Genomic DNA, 18,716 nt, shown 5'->3' with positions numbered 1-18,716 from the left:
GATGCACCGTGACCGAGCGATCCATGGACAGGCGGACGCTGCTGCGCGCACTCGGCGTGGGCGGCGCGGCGACCGCGGGCATGGGCTGGTCGGCCACCGTGGGATTCGGGGCCGGACAGGGATTCGCGCGGGAGCCCGTGCGGGTCACGAGCATCGACAACCCACTCCTCTTTCACTCCCCTCCGATGGCGCCGTTCCGGTCCACCGTCGAACGCCCAGCGACCGTCTCGGGCACCCGGCTGTCCATGTCGGCGGTCAATGCACGCCATCGCTTCCACCCCGACCACGCGGCGGCGGACACCTTCGCGTACCACTTCGGCAACGCGGCACCGACCTACCTGGGACCGACGATCGAGGCGTATGCCGACGAGACCACCACGCTGACCGTGACCAACCGCCTCACCTCGCATCCGTTCGCCCGGGACATCGACACGACCCTGCACGGCGCGGACGAGGCCTACCGGACCACGCCCCCGATCGTGGTGCACCTGCACGGCGGCGAGACGCCCCCCGACAGCGACGGCCACGCGGAACAACTCGTCCATCGGAACGAATCGATTACATACCGATTTCCGAATCGGCAGCAGGCGGGGCACTTCTGGTACCACGATCATGCGATGGGGATCACCCGAGCGAACGTGTACGCCGGGCTGGCGGGCACCTACCTGTTGCGTGACCGCTTCGACACCGGCACCCCCGACAACCCCCTCGGTCTGCCGGCCGGCGAGTTCGAGATGCCACTGATCCTGCAGGAGAAGATCTTCGGCGAGGACGGTGCGATGAGCCTGCGGTCCACCCCGGTGGTGCCGGAAGGATCGTGGGAGGGTGGCGCGGTCGGGGACGTCGGTCTCGTCAACGGCGCCGTGTGGCCGGACATCCCGGTCGCGCGGGGCCTGTACCGGTTCCGGGCGATCAACGCCACCTCCTACAGCGTGTGGAACCTGCACTTCAGCAACCACATGCAGTTCTGGGTCGTCGGCAACGACGGCGGACTGCTCGACGCCCCCGTCCCGACCAACGCCATCCGGATGTCACCGGGTGAGCGCTACGACCTGCTCGTCGACTTCTCCAGCGTCGACGGTTCGGTCCTGCTGTGCAACGACGAGGCCCCGCCGTTCCAGGCGGCCATGCTCGGCGCGGTCGCCATGCCGCTGTTCTGCCGATTCACGGTCGGCTCCGCCCGCGGATTCACCGGCCCCGTCCCGACGACGCTGCGGGCGGGCGGGCGCACCCCCGACCCCCTGCCCCCGCTGCCGACCCCGACCCGGACACGCACCGTGTCGGTGAGCCAGCCCTACGCCCTGCGGGTTCCGCCCGCATACATGGCGTTGAACAATCTCCGCTACACGGACCCGGACATCGAGATGCCGAAAGCGGGGACGGTGGAGCGGTGGGACATCGTCAACGTCACCGACGATCCGCATCCGATCCACCTGCACCTGGTGATGTTCCGCATCCTCGGCAGGCAGCCGCTGCGGACGGTGGAACTGCAGGCCACACACATCCAGCCGCCGCTCGGGGTGAAGTGGACACCCGATCCTGAGCCCTTCCTCGCCGGCCCCCTGCTGCCGCCCGCACCGTGGGAGGCCGGCTGGAAGGACACCGTGCGCGCGGACCGCGGCACCGTCACCCGGATCCTCGTCCGTTTCCCCACCGCCGACGAACTCGGGTTCGATCCCGACGCCCCGTTCCAGCGCCCTTCGGTCCCACCGTCGGTGGCCGCCCGGACCTCCCACGGCCACGCCACCGGAGCCGCGACCGATCTGCAGGGCTACATGTGGCACTGTCACATCCTCGACCACGAGGACCACGAGATGATGCTGCGGTACCGGGTGGTCTCGTGAGCGCGCCCGTCGCATCGCGAGCCTTTCGCGGTGCCGTCGGCACGGTCGGTGAGTTCTACGCACTGACCCTGGACACCGTTGCGGCGTTGCGACGCAGACCGTTCCAGTGGGCGGAGTTCCTCGACCAGTGCTGGGCCACGATCCGCGTCGCCCTGCTGCCGACGATCGTGATGTCGATTCCCTTCACCGTTCTCGTCGTGTTCACCCTGAACTCACTGCTCGGCGAGATCGGCGCGAGCGACCTGTCGGGGGCGGGCGCCGGACTGGGAACGATCACCCAGATCGGCCCGCTGGTGACGGTTCTCGTCGTCGCGGGTGCCGCGGCAACAGCGATCACCGCGGATCTCGGATCACGGTCCATCCGTGAGGAGATCGATGCGATGGAGGTGCTCGGCATCGATCCGGTGCACCGACTGGTGGTGCCGCGGGTGCTCGCCGCGACGGTGGTCGCGACGCTGCTCAACGGTGCGGTCTGCGCGATCGGACTCGTCGGCGGATTCTTCTTCTCGGTGTATCTGCAGGACGTGAATCCGGGCGCCTACGTTCAGGGCCTGACCCTGTTGGTCGGGCTGCCGGAACTTCTTCTCTCGCAGGCGAAGGCCGCCGTCTTCGGTGCCGTCGCGGGGTTGATCGCGTGCTACCGGGGACTGTCGGTGACCGGCGGGCCGAAGAGCGTCGGTCAGGCCGTCAACGAGACGGTCGTTTTCGCGTTCATCGCACTGTTCCTGGTGAACATGCTGCTGACGTCGATCGGACTTGCTCTCGCTGCTGCCTGACGACGTCCGATCTAGTCCCGGCGCGATAGCGATGCAGGAGATCTGGAGGAGGGTTACATGGCGAGTGTCCTGACCGGACGCGCGGCGCACGGCATCACGCGCGGCTACCGATCGACCCTGCGCGCGGTCGACGAGTTCGGACGTCGCGCCCTCTTCTTCGGCTCCGCGATCGCGTCGACCGGGAAGGCGCTGCGCAGATATCGCGCCGAGACGCTGCGTTCGATCGCCGAGGTCGGGCTGGGGACCGGACTGCTCGCCGCGGTCGGCGGCAGCGTCGTCATCATCGGCTTCATCACCCTGTTCGCGGGCGCGACGGTCGCGGTGCAGGGCCACAGCTCACTCGGCGACATCGGGATCGAGTCCCTCACCGGATTCCTGTCCGCCTATCTGAACGTTCGGGTCGTGTGCCCCGTGACCGTCGGAATCGGCTTGGCCGCGACGATCGGCGCGGGCACCACCGCGCAGCTCGGTGCCATGCGGATCAGCGAGGAGATCGACGCACTGGAGGTGATGGCGATCCGGTCCGTCCCCTACCTCGTCGGTACCCGACTACTTGCCGGGATGGCCACCGTCATTCCGCTGTACGCGGTCGCGCTGGTCACCTCCTTCGTGGCGAGCAGACTGACCACGGTCCTGGTCCTCGGGCAGTCCAGTGGGGTGTACGACCACTATTTCTCGACGTTCCTCGTCCCGTCCGACCTCCTCTGGTCGTTCGTGCAGGTGATCGCGATGGCGTTCGTGGTCATGCTGATCCACACGTACTACGGCTACAACGCGACGGGAGGTCCGGCAGGTGTCGGAATCGCAACCGGCCGCGCAGTTCGTCTGTCGCTGATCGCCGTGGTGACCGTGACGCTCGCCGTCGCGTTGGCCCTGTACGGCAGCGCCCGAGCCGTCCACCTCGCCGCATGATCGCCACAAGGGTCGCCGCGTTCGTGATGGCCGCGCTGCTGGCCGGGCTGGCCATGTTGACGTACCTGGCGTACTCGGGGCAGTTGAGCGGGAACGTCATTCGGGTCAGGGTCGAGGCGGACCGCGCCGGCCTGCTGCTGCAGACCGGGTCGTTGGTGAAGTACCACGGCGTCGAGGTCGGCCGAGTGGCCGACGTCGCGAGCGACAACGATCTGGCGGTGATTCACGTGGAACTGTCCGAGGACGCCGCGGGCGGCGTGCCCTCCGATGTGGGCGCCGCCATCGCCGCGACCACCGTGTTCGGCTCCAAACAGGTGACGCTCACTGATCCACCGGCGCCCGCGGCAACCATGACACCGATCGCCGACGGGACGGTCATCCCCGCGACTTCGGTGTCCACCGAGACCAATTCGATCCTCGACCGACTCAATCGAATCCTGACGGTCGTGCAGCCGGATCAGCTCCAGGCAACGCTCACCGCGACGGCGACCGCGCTGCGAGGGCAGGGCGAGTCGATCGGGCACGCCCTCGACGATCTCGACGTGGTGCTCGGCGCGCTCGAACCGACACTGGGTGCGCTCTCCGCCGACCTGAGATCGGGTGCGCCGGTCGCCGAGACACTCGGCGCCGCGACACCCGAACTCCTCGCCGCGGCCCGGTCACTGACCACCACCGCCGACACTGTGGTGGCGCAGCGGGATTCACTGGACGCCCTACTCGTCGCGGCGACCGGTCTCGCCGACGTCGGGACTCCCGTGCTGTCGGACAACACCGCTGCGCTCACCGAGTCCCTGTCGCGGCTCCGTCCCACAACGGAACTGTTCGAGGAGTATTCACCGGGACTGACCTGCTTCATCCAGGGTGCCGACGTCGCCCGGATCGCGGCCGAGAAGATCTCCGGCGGCAACAGACGAACGATGCTCCTCAACAGCACCATCGTGTGGGGCGTCGACGCCTACACCTATCCGGATGACCTCCCCGAGGTCCGTGCCACCGGAGGGCCGCGCTGCGGCGCGCTGCCCGAATTGACGATGGCGGACGTGCCCGCGCCGTACGTCGCGGCGGACACCGGTGCGGACGTCTTCGCCCACAATCGGGCATCGCCGACGATCGACCCGGACACTCTCTTCGCCATTCTCATGCCGCCACCGACGTCGCAGCCGCCGGTAGGTGGGCGATGAAGGGCCGCACCGTGGGTGTCGCCCTGTTCACCGTGGTGATGCTCGCGGTGACGGCGGGGCTGGTGATCGTGTTCGGCGAGTTCCGGTTCCAGCCGACGACGGGGTACCGGGCGCTGTTCACCGATGCGTCGGGCCTGCACTCGGGTGATGCCGTCCGCATCTCCGGTGTCGAGTCGGGACGTGTCGGAGACGTCTCGATCACCCCGGAGGGAACCGCCCTCGTGGAGTTCACGGTGGACAGTTCCGTACCGCTCACCGACGACACTGCCGCCGCCGTCCGCTACCAGAACCTCGTCGGCGACCGGTATCTCGACGTCGACCCCGGAACGAGCGGGCTGCTGCTGAGCGACGACGCGACCCTCCCCCTCGACCGGACGTCCCCGGCCCTCGACCTCGACGAACTGCTCGGCGGATTCAAGCCGCTGTTCGGGGTGCTGGCACCCAAGGAGGTCAATGCCCTGTCCGCGGAGCTGATCGCGCTTCTGCAGGGTCAGGACGCAACCGTCGAATCCGTGCTCGCGCGCACCGCCTCGATCGCCGCGACGCTCGCGGACCGGGACGTGGTGATCGGCCGGGTGATCGACAACCTCGACGCCACCGTCGCGACCCTCGCCGATCGTCGCGACACCCTCGCCGTCGCGCTCGATCGCGCCGCGGACCTGTCCCGCGGTCTCGCCGAGGAACGGCAGACGTGGGGCAACGCGCTCGACCACATCGACACGGCCGCCGCGGACGTCGCCGCCCTGTTCGAGGAGGCCCGGACCCCGTTGCAGGGGACCGTCACCGAACTCGGCCGCACGGCAGCGCAACTCGACAGCGGCCGCGGCACGCTCGACAGCGTGCTGAGCCGGCTGCCGGAGACGTATGCGGCGCTGAGCAGGCTCGGGGTGTACGGCAACTTCTTCAACTACTACCTCTGCGCGTTGAAGGTGAAGTTCACGGGCCCTGACGGCGCGGACGTCACCACTCCCCTGTTCGGGCAGCCGACGGGAAGGTGCGCCCCCAGATGATGGAACGCTACTCACGCCGAAACGTGTTCCGGCTCGGCATCGTCGGCACCGTGGTGGTTCTCGCGGTCGTCCTCGCGGCGCTGCAGGTACGGTCGTTGCCGTTCGTCTCCTCGGCCGCGGGCTACCGCGCCCTGTTCCTCGACGCGGGCGGCCTCCAGGTGGGGGCGACGGTCCGCGTCGCCGGTGTCGATGCCGGATACGTCACGGGGATCGACATCGACGGCGCCGCCGTCGCCGTGTCGTTCACCGTGGACGCTCCGATTCGGCTCGGCGAACGCACCCGCGTCGACATAGCCACCGCAACGGTTCTCGGCGCACGGAATCTTCGCGTCACGCCGGCCGGTGACGGGCAGCTGCGGCCCGGCACCACGATCGGAACCGACTCGACCACCTCGCCGTACCAGCTGACCGAGGCACTCGGCGATCTCACGGACCGATCGGAACGCATCGACTCCGAGCAGCTCGCCGAGTCGATGCGGGTGCTCACGTCCACGCTGCGCCGCGTCCCCGACGACGTGGCGGCAGCGGTGGACGGCGTGGGACGTCTGTCGGCGGTGATCGCGGAGCGGGACGACTCCCTGCGCGATCTCCTCGGCTCGGCAGAGACCGTCACGGCCCTGCTCGCCGAACGCAGCGGGCAGATCGACGGCCTGCTGACCGACGCGAACTCGGTGCTCGGTGAGTTGCAGGATCGCCGGGCGGTTCTCGACGCGCTGTTCGACAACGTCACCGCTCTGTCGCGACACCTGGACGGCGTGGTCACCGACAACGAGGCCCAGCTCGCGCCGACGTTGGCCTCCCTGCAGTCGGTCCTGACGGTGGTGCAGTCCAATCGGGATTCGATCACGTCCGCCATCGACCGGCTCGGTCCGTACATCACCGAGCTCGGCGAGGCAGTGTCGAGCGGCCCGTTCTTCAACTCGTACATCCAGAACCTGATCCCCGGTCAGATCATCGCCCCGTTCGTCCGCGCGGCGCTCGGCATGGGGCCTGCCCCCGGCGACAACAGCACCGTCAATCCCCTCTCCGCCCTGAACGGAACACCCCCGTGAACGGAGTGCCTGTGCGCAAGTCCAGCACCGACGACCCCGGTCGCCGCGTCCGCCGAACGTGGCTCGTGATCGGTGCCGGCCTCGCGGCGCTGCTCGCGATCTCCTATGCCGTCGTGCCACGCGTGACGTCGATCGTCGTGGAGGCCGAGTTCACCAGCACGACCGGCCTGTATCCCGGCGACGACGTCCGGGTCATGGGTGTCACCGTCGGCCGGGTGGAGTCCATCGAGCCCGGACCGGAGGCCAATCGGGTACGGATGCGGGTCGAACGCTCGCAACCGATCCCCGCCGACGCGGACGCGATCATCGTTTCGCAGAGCCTCGTCGCGGCCCGCTTCGTGCAGCTCGCCCCCGCCTATACCGGAGGCGACACCCTCTCCGACGGGGCACTGATCTCGCTCTCGCACACCGCGGTACCGGTCGAGTGGGACCAGATGACCGAGCAGTTGGACCGGCTCGCCGCGGCACTGGGGCCGGAGGACACGGGTCCGGACGGCGAGAACGCCGGACCTGCAGGCGAACTCGTCGATGCGCTCGACGCCACCCTCGACGGACAGGGGGACGACCTGCACTCCACCCTGATCCAGCTTTCCGATGCCATGCGAATCCTCTCCGACGGCCGTACCGACCTGTTCGCGACGGTCCGCAACCTACAGGTCTTCGTCGCGGCCCTCGCACGTAGCGACCAGCAGATCGTGGAGTTCAACACCAGGATGGCCACCGTGTCGGAGGTCCTCGATTCCAACACCGATACCATCGGGTCGGCGATCACCACCCTCGACACCGCGGTCGGGGAGGTGACACGGTTCGTCCGGGACAATCGCGACGCGGTCGGCACGACGGCCGAGCAGTTGTCGGACGTGCTCGCGAACCTGGCCGCGCAGCGGGACGGCATCACACAGATCCTGCACGTCGCGCCGACCGCGCTCGCGAACATGAGCAACATCTATCAGCCGGCGCAGAACGCCGTCGTCTCGGCGTTGGCGCCGAACAACTTCGCCAACCCGGTCGACTTCATCTGCTCGGCGCTCGCCGCCGCCGAGCAGGTGGGCGCGGAGCGGGGTGCGGAACTGTGCGTCCAGTACCTCGGCCCCGTGTTGACGACGCTGGCCGTGGACTATCTTCCCCTGCAGGCGAATCCGATGCGTGGTGTCACCGCCCTGCCGGGCCAGGTCGTCCAGAGCGGGGCACCCCGATGAAGGTGGGCGCGGTGGGCGTGCTGCTCGCGGTGGGCGTCGCGACGACCGGGTGCGGGTGGCGCGGCGTCGAGTCGTTGCCGCTGCCCGCGACGGAGGGTCGCGGAGACGACGCGGTGACGGTTTCGATCGAACTCCCGGACGTCTCGACGATCACCCCCAATTCGCGGGTGATGGTCGACGACGTGACCGTCGGCTCGGTCACCGACATCCGACTCGGCGCCGGGTACGCGCTCCTCACCGTGGGCCTGAACGCCGACGTGGTCCTGCCCGCCAACGCCACCGCGCGGATCGGGCAGACGAGCCTGCTCGGCGCGATGCACGTCGAACTGTCTGCGCCCGCTGACGAACCGCCGACCGGTCGGCTCGCCGACGGCGACCGCATCACGCTCGACCGAGCGAGCGCCTATCCGACCACCGAGGAAACCCTGTCGTCGCTGGCCATGGTGCTCGGCGGCAGCGGACTCGCGCAGGTGCAGGAGATCATGACCGAGCTCGACGCGGCCCTCGGTGGACGCGAGGACACCGTGCGGCGCCTGCTCACCCGGCTCGACACGATGCTCGCCACCCTCGACGACCAGAAGTCCGACATCACCAGAACGATCGACGGGCTGGACGCGCTCGCCGCCGACGTCGCCGCACACCGCGACGACGTCACCCGCGCGGTCGACAGTGTCGCGCCTGCACTCGACACGATCGCGACGAGGCGCCAGGACCTGGTTCGCGCCCTCGATTCGCTCGGCCGTCTCGGCGACGCGGCGAGTTCCGTCGTGACGAGTACCGGCGCCGATCTGACCGCGAATCTGCGTTCGCTGCAACCGGTCCTGCGGGCACTGGCCGATTCCGGTCCGTCACTCACCGAGTCGCTGCGGTACCTGCTCACGTATCCGTTCCCCATCGACACCTACCGGAATGCGGTGCGCGGCGACTACGCCAACGGCGAGGTGACCCTCGACCTGCGGAGCGCCACCCTCGACAAGGCGCTGCTTCTCGGCACACCGCTGCAGGGCCGGCTGGCGGGACCGGAGGGTGTCATCGGCGCGCTCGCACCGGAGTCGGCCACGGCCGTCACCCTCCCCGAACTCGGTCGACTGTTCTTTCCCGCCCCAACCCCCGGAGGCACGCCGTGACCCGGTCACTTCGATGGCGCCTGACGGCATTCGGACTCGTCGGACTGCTCGCGGTCGCGTTCGTGGCGGTGCGCTACGCGCAACTCCCTCAGCAGGCGGGCGTCGGACGGTACGAGGTGACGTTGCTGCTTCCGGACGGCGCTGGGCTGTACCCGCAGGCGAACGTCTCCTATCGCGGCACCGAGATCGGGCGGGTCGTCGACCTCGACGCCACCCCCGAGGGTGCGCGCGCCGTGCTGTCGCTGGACTCCGATGTCCCGGTACCCGCGGATGTCGACGCCGAGGCGCACAGCATGTCGGCGATCGGCGAGCAGTTCGTCGACCTGATCCCCGCGTCGTCGGACGAACCCTTCCTGGAGGAGGGGTCGGTGATCCCGCGGGATCGGGCGTCGGTGCCGCCGCGCATCGGCCCGACCCTCGACCGGCTGTACGCGGCACTGTCCTCGGTCGACCCGGAGGCGCTGCGGCGGGTCCTGGACGAATCCTTCACCGCCGTGGAGGGTTCCGGTCCCGCGCTCGCCGACCTGGTGACGTCGACGAACCTGCTGGCAGAGGCCGCGGCGACGGACCGTGATCCGCTCGCCACTCTGGTCGCCGACTCCGCACCCGTACTGAACGCGCTTGCCGCGAGCAGCGACCCGATCCGGTCGTGGGCCTCCTCGCTGGCCGCAGTCACCGGCGAGGTCGCGGCCGTCGACCCGTCGGTACGGTCGCTGCTGACCACGGGTGCACCCGCGGCTGATGAGACCAGGGCACTCATCGAGCGACTGCGTCCGACACTGCCTGTGCTGCTCGCGAATCTGACGAGCGTCGCCCAGGTGGCGCAGGTGTACAACCCCGCGATCGAGCAACTGCTCGTGCTGTATCCACCGATCATCGCGTCCACCCAGAGCGCCGGGCTCGTGAACGCGGACGACCCGGGCCAGAACACTTTCTTCCTCGCGCAGGTCAACGACCCCCCGCCGTGCACGACGGGGTTCCTGCCTGCATCGGAGCGACGTCCGCCGACCGAACAGGACACCGTCCCGACGCCACCGGGTCTGTATTGCAGTGTTGCGCCGAATGATCCGAGCGCGGTGCGGGGAGCACGCAATCTCCCGTGTCTGGAGTATCCGGGCCTGCGGGCGGCGACCGTGCAGATGTGCCGGGAGGCTGCCGGGGTCGCGCCGCGCTGACGCGGTCGCATTCGTACCCCTTTTCCTTGGTCCACACCGCCCTTGTGCGTGCAGCACCTGTGTGCACGCGCCGGAACCTGTGTGGACGCGTCGCACCGAAACCCCCCTCCATACCATCGAGTACGGTACGGTTCCCTTGTCAGCGTGCCACCCACCGTGAACAACCATCCATCCGGAAGGCGTGACCGTGATCGTCGACCAGTTCCAGCGCATCCCCTACGAGCCGGCCCGCGACGGCCGCGTGGAGATGCATTCCGGCCTGTCCCGCCACTACCCGACCCTGCACGCGAACCTCGTGGCTCCTCGCGAGCACGACCGGTCCATCGGGATCGTGATGGCCCATCCGGCGTCGGACTTCCTGTCCCACTTCCTGCTTCGCGGATTCGCCGAGGCCGGAATCCCCTCGCTCGGCGTCAACACCCGCTACACGTCCAACGAGCCCGCGCTCATCATGGAACGCGCAGCCCTCGACGTCGGCGCTGCCGTGCGCTGGATGAAGGACCGTCTCGGCTTCGAGCGCGTCCTCCTGCTCGGTTTCAGCGGCGGCGGCTCACTCGCCGCCTTCTATCAGGACCAGGCCGAGAACCGCGGCGTCACACACACTCCCGCGGGCGATCCGACGGGGTTCGCGGACGCGGACCTCCCGCCCGCCGATGGACTGATGCTCATCGGCGCCCATCCCGGTCGGGCGCACGTGCTGCGGCACTGGATCGACCCGACGCCGATGAGCGAATCCGAACCACTCGAACTCGACCCCCGCCTCGACCTCTACGCACCGGTGCGCGCAACGCCGCTCGACCGCGCTTGGGTTCTCGAGTACCGCCAGGCCCAGCTCGACCGCATGCGCCGCATCGATGCCATGGCGTTCGAGCGGCTCGCCGAACTGGAGCGCACCGGCGACTCCGACCGCGGCTTCGTCGTCCACCGCACGGTCGCGGACCCGCGCTTCGTCGACGTCACCCTCGACCCGAGCGACCGCGCACCGGGCAGCATGTACGGCGATCCGGCCCGCGCCAACACGGCCGCCGGCGGTCTGGCCCGGTTCGTGACTGTCCGCAGCTGGCTCAGCACGTGGAGCATCGACCACACCAACGCCGACGCCCTGCGCAACCTCCCCGGCGTCACCTGCCCGACGCTGGTGATGCCACTGCTCGGCGACCAGGCCGCCTTCGCATCCGAATCACGGGCGATGCACGCCGCGCTCACCAATGCACCCGCGACTCTCGTCGAGGTACCCAAACTGAACCACTACCTGGTCGACCAGCCGCACGGCGTCTCGCACGTCACCGGTGAGGTCCGCACCTGGCTGACGGGCCACGCGCTCGCCGCATGAGAGCACCCGATTCGACAGTCCGTTCCCAACCATCCTGGGAGAACAGCACCATGGCCATCCATCCCGACGTCGAGCCCGAGGACGCCACCAGCGTCGAACCCACCGGAGAACTGCGCTGCCCGAGCGGATTCCGATACTGGGAGACCAAGGAACGGCCTGGCGCGAAGCGGACCGAGCGTCTGCTGCGTTCAGGACTCGGCTTCGAGCTGTTCCCACCGGACGCCGTGGCGGAACGCTTCTGTGAGAGCCTCTTCCACGGCGACCCGCTCGCCGAACACTTCGTCGACGAGGTGTACAAGAACGATCCCAAGACCGGCCGCGCACTCCTCGACCAGGCACTGACCCATGGCCTCGGCTCGATCGACAACCCGGCACCGAGCATGCATGCGCTGTTCGACGAGTTCGAGACGGTTCCCGATTGGGTGGATCCCGAACTCGTCGAACGGGGCGCCGCGGTGTGGCGGCGTTGGGGCACCATGCTGTTCGCGGTCGCTGGGGGCATCACCCTGGAGATGTACACGGAGGCGGCGGTCGCGACTCCCCTGTCTCTCGCGGGCGGTTACGCGGGCGACAACGCGCTGCGCCGGTACCTCGAGACGTCCCGGTTCTGGATCGACGTCTCCGAGCCAGGCGCACTGTTGACGCCGGGGTCCGCGGGCCGCGCCACGGCGATGCGGGTGCGCGTGATGCACGTGGCGGTGCGCCGCAAGGTCGACGGGCACCCCGAATGGGACACCGCGCGATGGGGTTACCCGATCAGCCAGGGCTACCAGATGCTCACCCTGCTCGGCGGCAGCACCGTGCCGGCGCTGGCGCTGCGCCTCGTCGGCATCCACACCAGCAGGTCGGACATGAACGCGCTGCTGCACTTCCAGAAGTACATGGGGTATCTGCTCGGCGTCGACATCTCACTGTTCCCGGAGACGATCGCCGACTCGATGCGCCTGAACGCGATGGTGGTGTGCTCACGCAGCTACGACGCGGGCGATCCCGGCCGCGAACTGATCGAGTCGTTCCCGGCCGCGTTCGCACCCCGCCCGGACCAGCGCGGCCTCGAACGCCTGCGTGCCCGCTACACCCATGCCATGTACGCCGCGTACACCACGCTGTTCATGAGCCCGGCGACACGCGCCAAGCACGACATGCCCTCCCCGTTCCCCGGCATCCTCGTGGTGGTCCTGAGGTGGCCGCTGCTCACGGTCGCGGAGTATCTCCGCCGCGCGTCACCCCGGGTCAATCGGCTGTGGGAGCGAATCACCACCCGGCACCGCGAAAGTTGGTACCGAGCCCAGATGGCGGGCAGGGAAGCGGAGTTCAACGCGCACGGGGGCTTGCGCCGATGACCGCGACGACACTGACGTACCTGCACGGCTTCGGGAACGAGCACCACAGCGAGGCGATTCCGGGCACCCTGCCGTGGGGTCAGAACGGTCCACAACACGCACCGCACGGCCTGTACGCGGAACAGTTGTCGGCCACGGCGTTCACCGAGTCCCGTGTCCACAACCGACGCACCTGGGTGTACCGGATCCTACCCTCGGCCCGGCACGGGGCATTCCGCCGCATCGACAACGGCCACCTGCGGTCCGCTCCGCTCACCGACGGAATCCTCGACGTCAACCGACTGCGGTGGAATCCGATGCCGGCACCAACGGCCGACACCGACTTCGTGGACGGTCTCTACACCCTTGCTGCGAACGGCTCCGTCGTCGAGCAGTCGGGCATCGCGATCCACACCTACCACTGCAACCGGTCGATGGACGCGCGCTACTTCTTCGACTTCGACGGCGAACTGCTGATCGTCCCGCAGTCGGGGGCACTCCGAATCCACACCGAGGTGGGGATTGTCGACGTCGCCCCGCGCGAGATCGCCGTCATCGGCCGCGCGATCGGTTTCCGCGTGGAACTGCTCGACGGCGATGCACGGGGTTACGTCCTCGAGAACTACGGCGCCCACCTGGAGCTCCCCGAACTGGGCCCCATCGGCGCCAACGGCCTTGCCCACCCCCGCGACTTCCAGTATCCCGTTGCTGCATACGAGGATCGGGAGGAGACGGTCGAGGTGATCCGGAAGTTCGGTGGCCAACTGTGGGCAGCGGAGCTGGACCACTCGCCGCTCGACGTCGTCGCGTGGCACGGCACGCACGGTGCCTACAAGTACGACACCGCCCGATTCCACGTGATGAGTTCGGTGACCTGGGATCACCCGGACCCGTCGATCTTCACACTGCTCACCTCGCCGTCCGAACGACCCGGTGTCGCGAACGTCGACGTGGTGGTGTTCCCGCCCCGGTGGAACGTGATCGAGCACTCGTTCCGCCCACCGTATTTCCACAGGAACACGATGACCGAGTTCATGGGCCTCGTCACCGGCGTCCACGACGCGAAGGCCGAGGGCTTCGTGCCCGGCGGCGCAAGCCTGCACAACATGTGGGCACCGCACGGACCCGACGCCGAGACGTACGAGAACGCGGTCGCCGCGGACCTCGCCCCACAGAGGCTCGACGGGTCCCTGCCGTTCATGTTCGAGACGAGACGGCCGCTGCACGTCACCGATTTCGCGCATGCAGCCGAACACCGTCAGTCCCGATACGACGATTCATGGCACGGCCTGCGCAGGCATTTCTCCTGAATCACCCGGCACCACAGTTCGTCTCCCCCATCCCGCTCGACACGAACGAGAGGACGATCCATGACCACAACCGTGCGCAACATTCCCGAGTTCACCCTTCCCGATCCGGTGCACCGGATCGGTGGTCGCGGGACCACAGGCGCGGGCACCGAGACCTTCGCCTCCACCGACCCCACCACCGGCCGGTCCGTCGCCGACCTGCCTGCGGGATCCGCCCAGGACATCGACAACGCCGTCGTCGCGGCGCGAGCCCAGTTCGAGGACGGCGAATGGTCGACGATGCCCGCCGCCGAGCGCGGCAAGATCCTGTACCGCGCCGCGGATCTCATCGAGCGTGATGCCGAAACCCTCGCCGCGCTCGAGGCACTCGAGATGGGCAAGCTGTACCGGGACTCCGTCGCCGGGGACATTCCGGCGACCGCCGCGGTGTTCCGGCACTTCGCCGGCTGGTCGGACAAGCTGACGGGGCAGTCGGCATCCCTCTGCGACATCGGCGACCAGAAGCGGTTCGGGTTCACGATGCGCCAGCCGCTCGGTGTCGTCGCGGCGATCACGCCGTGGAACAACCCGGCCGTCATCGCCGCCTGGAAGCTGGCGCCCGCCCTGGCAGCCGGCTGCACCGCGGTCGTCAAGCCGGCCGAGGACGCGTCGCTGTCCACCCTGCGTCTTGCCGACCTGCTCACCGAGGCCGGACTGCCGGACGGCGTCGTCAACGTCGTCACCGGCCTCGGCCCCGTCGCGGGTGCAGCGCTCGCCGGGCACCCCGGCGTCGACAAGGTGTCGTTCACCGGCAGCGCCGCCGTCGGCCGCGGCATCCACAGCTATGCGGGCAGCACGTTCCGGAAGGTGACGCTCGAACTGGGCGGCAAGTCACCGCAGTTGATCTTCCCGGATGCCGACCTGGACTCGGCACTGCCGTGGATCGCGATGGGCAACTTCTACCATCAGGGACAGGTCTGCGCCGCGGGCACGCGGGTCATCGTGCACGAGTCGATCGCCGACAAGGTCGTGGACGGCCTCGTCGCCTTCGCCGAGCAAGCCGTCATGGGCGACCCGTTCGACGAGTCGAGCACGATGGGGACGATCGTCAACGAGAAGCAGATGAACCGGATCATGGGCTACATCGAGAAGGGACGTAGCGAGGGCGCCGACCTCGTAACAGGTGGAGGCCGCCTCGACGGACCGGGATTGTTCGTGCAGCCCACAGTCTTCCGCGGCCACAACGACCTGACCATTGCGCGCGAGGAGATCTTCGGACCCGTCGCGACGGTGATGACCTTCAGCACCCCGGAGGAGGCGGTGGCGCTCGCGAATGCCACCGATTTCGGACTCAACGCGATGGTCTACTCGTCCGACATCTCCCGCATCCACTCCGTCGTCGAGAAGCTGCGCGTCGGGATGGTGTGGGTGAACGGGTGGGGCGTTCCGGACCCGGCACTCCCCTGGGGTGGACGAGGCGGCAGCGGTATCGGTCGCGAACTAGGGCGGTCCGGCATCGAGGCCGACACCGAAGAGAAGACCGTCCACATCGGATACACGGGCCTGTGACGCGATGACGACTACCGAAAGGCGCAGTGTGACAGATACGCTCGAGATCGCCGAGGCGTGGAACGGACTCGACCGTGAGGACGACGTCCTCACCACCGTCCTTCCCCGACACAACGCTGCGCACCCCGTTCCCCGGAACCTGTCGTTCGAGCACTGGTACTTCGACGCGACCCTCGAATCGGGGCACACCGTGATCGCGTTCCTGAACCTGCGCCGACCCGAGGAGCCGGCACCGATCGCGAAGCCGAACATCGAGATCCTGGTGTACGCCCCGGACGGCACCCGCAGGCAGGTCCGCAAGCGGTATCCACGGTCCCGGGCGGCGGCATCGATCCTCAAGTGCGATGTACGGATCGGCGACAACCACGCCCACGCGGAGTTCCCCGAGGGCGGACTCCCGGTGCACCACGTGTACGTGTCCGAGGACGGCATCACGCTCGACCTGACCTTCGTCAACGAACTCCCGAGCTGGATGCCGGGCGGTGGGGAAACCCGGTTCGGCAACACCGAGGTGTTCGGGTGGTGTGTCGGGGCGCCGCGCGCATCGGTGTCGGGGACCGTCACCATCGACGGCGTCGCCTCCGAGGTCACCGGACGCGGCTACGCCGACCACAACTGGGGCTTCGGCGACATGACGAAGGTGATCGACCACTGGCACTGGGGCCGCCTCTACGACGACGACTACTCGCTGCTGTTCGCCTCCGTCCTCACCCAGGAACGGCGGGGCAGGCACCGCAGCCAGCCCCTGATGCTCGCCCACCAGGGCGAGGTGATCCTCAGCACCGGCAAGGTCGAACTCACCGAGGGACCGCCTGTCTTCGACGAGCGAGCCGGACGCACCCGACCCGAGTGGATCGGCCTGGAGGTGCCGGACCGGCTGTCACTGCGTCTGGACATCGAGGAGGTCGTGCATGCCCACGACCTTCTCGACGACGTTCCGGTGGCGGGAAGCCGCCTGGTGCGGCCCCTCGCCCACCGGTTCATCGGGCATCCCGGCTACTTCCGGTTCCTGTCGTCGTTCGAGCTGACCGTTCACCGCTCGGGCACCACCGACGTCCGTAGTGGTCGGACCCTGCACGAGCTGGTGGCACTCAACTGAACGATCGATCAACAAGGTCAGCGGCACCCCAGCGGTCGTTGTCGGCTGGGATTAGGGTCGACGCATGAGCTTCGACATCACCGCAACCTCCGCCTGGCAGAAGCTGCGCGCCCACCACGACGTGGTGGGCGCGCGGCACCTGCGAGACCTGTTCTCCGAAGACCCGGAACGCGGACGCGAGCTCACCCTCACCGCAGGTGACCTGTACATCGACTACAGCAAGCATCGGGTGGACCGGGAGACGATGCGACTCCTGGTCGATGTGGCGCGGGTCGCGGGGGTCGAAGAACGCCGCGACGCGATGCTGCGCGGCGACCACGTCAACACGTCCGAGAACCGGGCTGCGCTGCACACCGCGCTCCGGTTGCCGCGCGATGCGAGTCTGACCGTCGACGGGCAGGACGTCGTCGCGGATGTGCACGAGGTGCTGGACCGGATGGGCGACTTCACGGACCGGCTCCGGTCCGGCCAGTGGCGTGGTGCGACCGGCGAACGCATCACCACCGTCCTCAACATCGGGATCGGTGGATCCGACCTCGGCCCGGTGATGGCGTTCCGCGCGTTGCGCCACTACGTGGACAGCGCAGTCACCGCCCGGTTCGTGTCGAACATCGACCCCGCCGACCTGGTCGGCAAGCTCGCCGGCCTCGACCCGGCGACGACACTGTTCATCGTGGCGTCGAAGACCTTCTCCACGCTGGAAACACTCACCAACGCCACCGCGGCACGCCGATGGCTGGTGGACGCTCTCGGTGAGGATGCCGTCGCGAAGCACTTCGTCGCGGTGTCCACGAACGAGGAGCGGGTTGCCGCGTTCGGCATCGACACGGCGAACATGTTCGGCTTCTGGGACTGGGTCGGCGGACGCTACTCCGTCGACTCGGCGATCGGGCTGTCGCTGATGTGCGTGATCGGCCGTGAGGGGTTCGGCGAGTTCCTCTCCGGTTTCCACACCATCGACCGGCATTTCGCGGAACAGCCCCTTGAATCGAACGCACCGGTGCTCCTCGGCATGATCGGCCTGTGGTACTCGAGCTTCTTCGAGTCGGATTCCCGTGCGGTGCTGCCGTATTCGAACGACCTCGGCCGCTTCGCGGCATACCTGCAGCAGTTGACGATGGAGTCGAACGGGAAGTCGGTGCGCGCCGACGGGACACCGGTCACCACTCCGACGGGTGAGATCTTCTGGGGCGAGCCCGGCACCAACGGCCAGCACGCCTTCTACCAACTGCTCCACCAGGGCACCCGGTTGGTTCCCGCCGACTTCATCGGCTTCGCCGAGCCCACCGACGATCTCGCGACGATCGACGGCGAGGGATCCATGCACGACGTGCTGATGAGCAACCTGTTCGCGCAGACGAAGGTCCTCGCGTTCGGCAAGACCGCCGAGGAGATCGCCGCCGAGGGGACCGCTCCGGAGTTGGTACCGCACAAGGTGATGCCGGGGAACCGGCCGTCGACGACGATCCTCGCACCGAAGATCACCCCGTCGGTGCTCGGCCAACTGATCGCACTGTACGAACACCAGGTGTTCGTGGAGGGCATGGTGTTCGGGATCGACTCGTTCGACCAGTGGGGTGTCGAACTCGGCAAGGTACAGGCACTCGAACTCGAACCCGTCCTCACCGATCCGGAAGCCCCGGCGCAGCAGGGCGATTCGTCGACCGACACCCTGGTCCGGTGGTACCGCAGCCGCAGGGGCCGCGCGGTCTGAGCACCGGACCGGTCGTTCACGCAATTATCTGGCGAATCCCGTCTCACACGGCAGTCGATGCCGTACGGTGATCCGACATCATGGCCGGACTGGACGCATGTTCAGCTCACGGTC

The 18,716-nt window shown here is 68.4% G+C and carries 15 protein-coding genes; all 15 read left to right on the top strand.

What is annotated here, in order from left to right; all coding sequences use genetic code 11:
* Positions 1–23 precede the first annotated feature (23 nt).
* The 15 genes from RHCRD62_RS00965 to pgi all read left to right on the top strand — a co-directional run bounded on the left by RHCRD62_RS00965 (position 24) and on the right by pgi (position 18,602).
* Positions 24–1,844, top strand: a complete 1,821-nt coding sequence (locus tag RHCRD62_RS00965; RefSeq protein WP_050062801.1) for a multicopper oxidase family protein — start codon at positions 24–26, stop codon at positions 1,842–1,844.
* On the top strand, positions 1,841–2,620 hold the full coding sequence (locus RHCRD62_RS00960) for an MlaE family ABC transporter permease (RefSeq protein WP_050062800.1): 780 nt from the start codon (positions 1,841–1,843) through the stop codon (positions 2,618–2,620). Before RHCRD62_RS00965 ends, RHCRD62_RS00960 begins: the two co-directional genes overlap by 4 nt.
* A 57-nt stretch (positions 2,621–2,677) precedes the next feature.
* Complete coding sequence (locus RHCRD62_RS00955; RefSeq protein WP_050062799.1) at positions 2,678–3,532, top strand: MlaE family ABC transporter permease; 855 nt, start codon at positions 2,678–2,680, stop codon at positions 3,530–3,532.
* Positions 3,529–4,713: an MCE family protein gene (locus tag RHCRD62_RS00950; RefSeq protein WP_050062798.1), complete on the top strand. Its 1,185-nt coding sequence runs from the start codon at positions 3,529–3,531 to the stop codon at positions 4,711–4,713. The genes RHCRD62_RS00955 and RHCRD62_RS00950 overlap by 4 nt, the downstream gene beginning before the upstream one ends.
* Positions 4,710–5,723, top strand: coding sequence for an MCE family protein (locus RHCRD62_RS00945; protein WP_050062797.1), 1,014 nt, complete (start codon positions 4,710–4,712; stop codon positions 5,721–5,723). Before RHCRD62_RS00950 ends, RHCRD62_RS00945 begins: the two co-directional genes overlap by 4 nt.
* The gene (locus RHCRD62_RS00940) at positions 5,720–6,775 is read left to right on the top strand and encodes an MCE family protein (protein ID WP_050063388.1); all 1,056 of its coding nucleotides are present in this window, start codon (positions 5,720–5,722) and stop codon (positions 6,773–6,775) included. The genes RHCRD62_RS00945 and RHCRD62_RS00940 overlap by 4 nt, the downstream gene beginning before the upstream one ends.
* Positions 6,776–6,786: 11 nt before the next feature.
* Positions 6,787–7,974, top strand: a complete 1,188-nt coding sequence (locus RHCRD62_RS00935) for an MCE family protein (protein WP_050063387.1) — start codon at positions 6,787–6,789, stop codon at positions 7,972–7,974.
* Between the two features lie 11 nt (positions 7,975–7,985).
* Entirely contained in the window at positions 7,986–9,101 is a 1,116-nt protein-coding gene (locus RHCRD62_RS00930) for an MCE family protein (RefSeq protein WP_253277143.1), read from the top strand.
* Positions 9,098–10,276 (top strand): MCE family protein, encoded by a 1,179-nt coding sequence (locus RHCRD62_RS00925; RefSeq protein WP_050062796.1) that lies wholly within the window; start codon positions 9,098–9,100, stop codon positions 10,274–10,276. Before RHCRD62_RS00930 ends, RHCRD62_RS00925 begins: the two co-directional genes overlap by 4 nt.
* 181 nt (positions 10,277–10,457) lie before the next feature.
* Positions 10,458–11,609, top strand: a complete 1,152-nt coding sequence (locus RHCRD62_RS00920; RefSeq protein ID WP_253277142.1) for an alpha/beta hydrolase family protein — start codon at positions 10,458–10,460, stop codon at positions 11,607–11,609.
* A 50-nt stretch (positions 11,610–11,659) separates the two neighbouring features.
* Complete coding sequence (locus tag RHCRD62_RS00915) at positions 11,660–12,952, top strand: oxygenase MpaB family protein (protein WP_050062795.1); 1,293 nt, start codon at positions 11,660–11,662, stop codon at positions 12,950–12,952.
* Positions 12,949–14,241, top strand: a complete 1,293-nt coding sequence (gene hmgA / locus RHCRD62_RS00910; RefSeq protein WP_050062794.1) for a homogentisate 1,2-dioxygenase — start codon at positions 12,949–12,951, stop codon at positions 14,239–14,241. The genes RHCRD62_RS00915 and hmgA overlap by 4 nt, the downstream gene beginning before the upstream one ends.
* 60 nt (positions 14,242–14,301) lie before the next feature.
* Positions 14,302–15,789 carry an aldehyde dehydrogenase family protein gene (locus RHCRD62_RS00905; RefSeq protein WP_050062793.1) on the top strand — a complete coding sequence of 496 codons (1,488 nt, stop codon included), beginning with the start codon at positions 14,302–14,304 and terminating at the stop codon, positions 15,787–15,789.
* Between the two features lie 28 nt (positions 15,790–15,817).
* Positions 15,818–16,888, top strand: a complete 1,071-nt coding sequence (locus RHCRD62_RS00900; RefSeq protein ID WP_253277141.1) for a lipocalin-like domain-containing protein — start codon at positions 15,818–15,820, stop codon at positions 16,886–16,888.
* A gap of 64 nt (positions 16,889–16,952) precedes the next feature.
* A complete protein-coding gene (pgi, locus tag RHCRD62_RS00895) occupies positions 16,953–18,602 on the top strand; it encodes a glucose-6-phosphate isomerase (RefSeq protein ID WP_050062791.1) in 1,650 nt (549 codons plus the stop codon).
* Positions 18,603–18,716: the final 114 nt, after the last annotated feature.

The organism is Rhodococcus sp. RD6.2, from assembly GCF_001040705.1.
Lineage (GTDB): Bacteria > Actinomycetota > Actinomycetes > Mycobacteriales > Mycobacteriaceae > Rhodococcus_G.
Note: the sequence above shows the minus strand (reverse complement) of the source record. Positions and strands in the feature narration are given on the sequence as shown.

Coding starts and splice junctions, on each gene's coding strand:
- RHCRD62_RS00965 (WP_050062801.1), top strand. CDS start 24: ATGGACAGGCGGACGCTGCTGCGCGCACTCGGCGTGGGCGGCGCGGCG.
- RHCRD62_RS00955 (WP_050062799.1), top strand. CDS start 2,678: ATGGCGAGTGTCCTGACCGGACGCGCGGCGCACGGCATCACGCGCGGC.
- RHCRD62_RS00950 (WP_050062798.1), top strand. CDS start 3,529: ATGATCGCCACAAGGGTCGCCGCGTTCGTGATGGCCGCGCTGCTGGCC.
- RHCRD62_RS00945 (WP_050062797.1), top strand. CDS start 4,710: ATGAAGGGCCGCACCGTGGGTGTCGCCCTGTTCACCGTGGTGATGCTC.
- RHCRD62_RS00940 (WP_050063388.1), top strand. CDS start 5,720: ATGATGGAACGCTACTCACGCCGAAACGTGTTCCGGCTCGGCATCGTC.
- RHCRD62_RS00915 (WP_050062795.1), top strand. CDS start 11,660: ATGGCCATCCATCCCGACGTCGAGCCCGAGGACGCCACCAGCGTCGAA.
- hmgA (WP_050062794.1), top strand. CDS start 12,949: ATGACCGCGACGACACTGACGTACCTGCACGGCTTCGGGAACGAGCAC.
- RHCRD62_RS00905 (WP_050062793.1), top strand. CDS start 14,302: ATGACCACAACCGTGCGCAACATTCCCGAGTTCACCCTTCCCGATCCG.
- pgi (WP_050062791.1), top strand. CDS start 16,953: ATGAGCTTCGACATCACCGCAACCTCCGCCTGGCAGAAGCTGCGCGCC.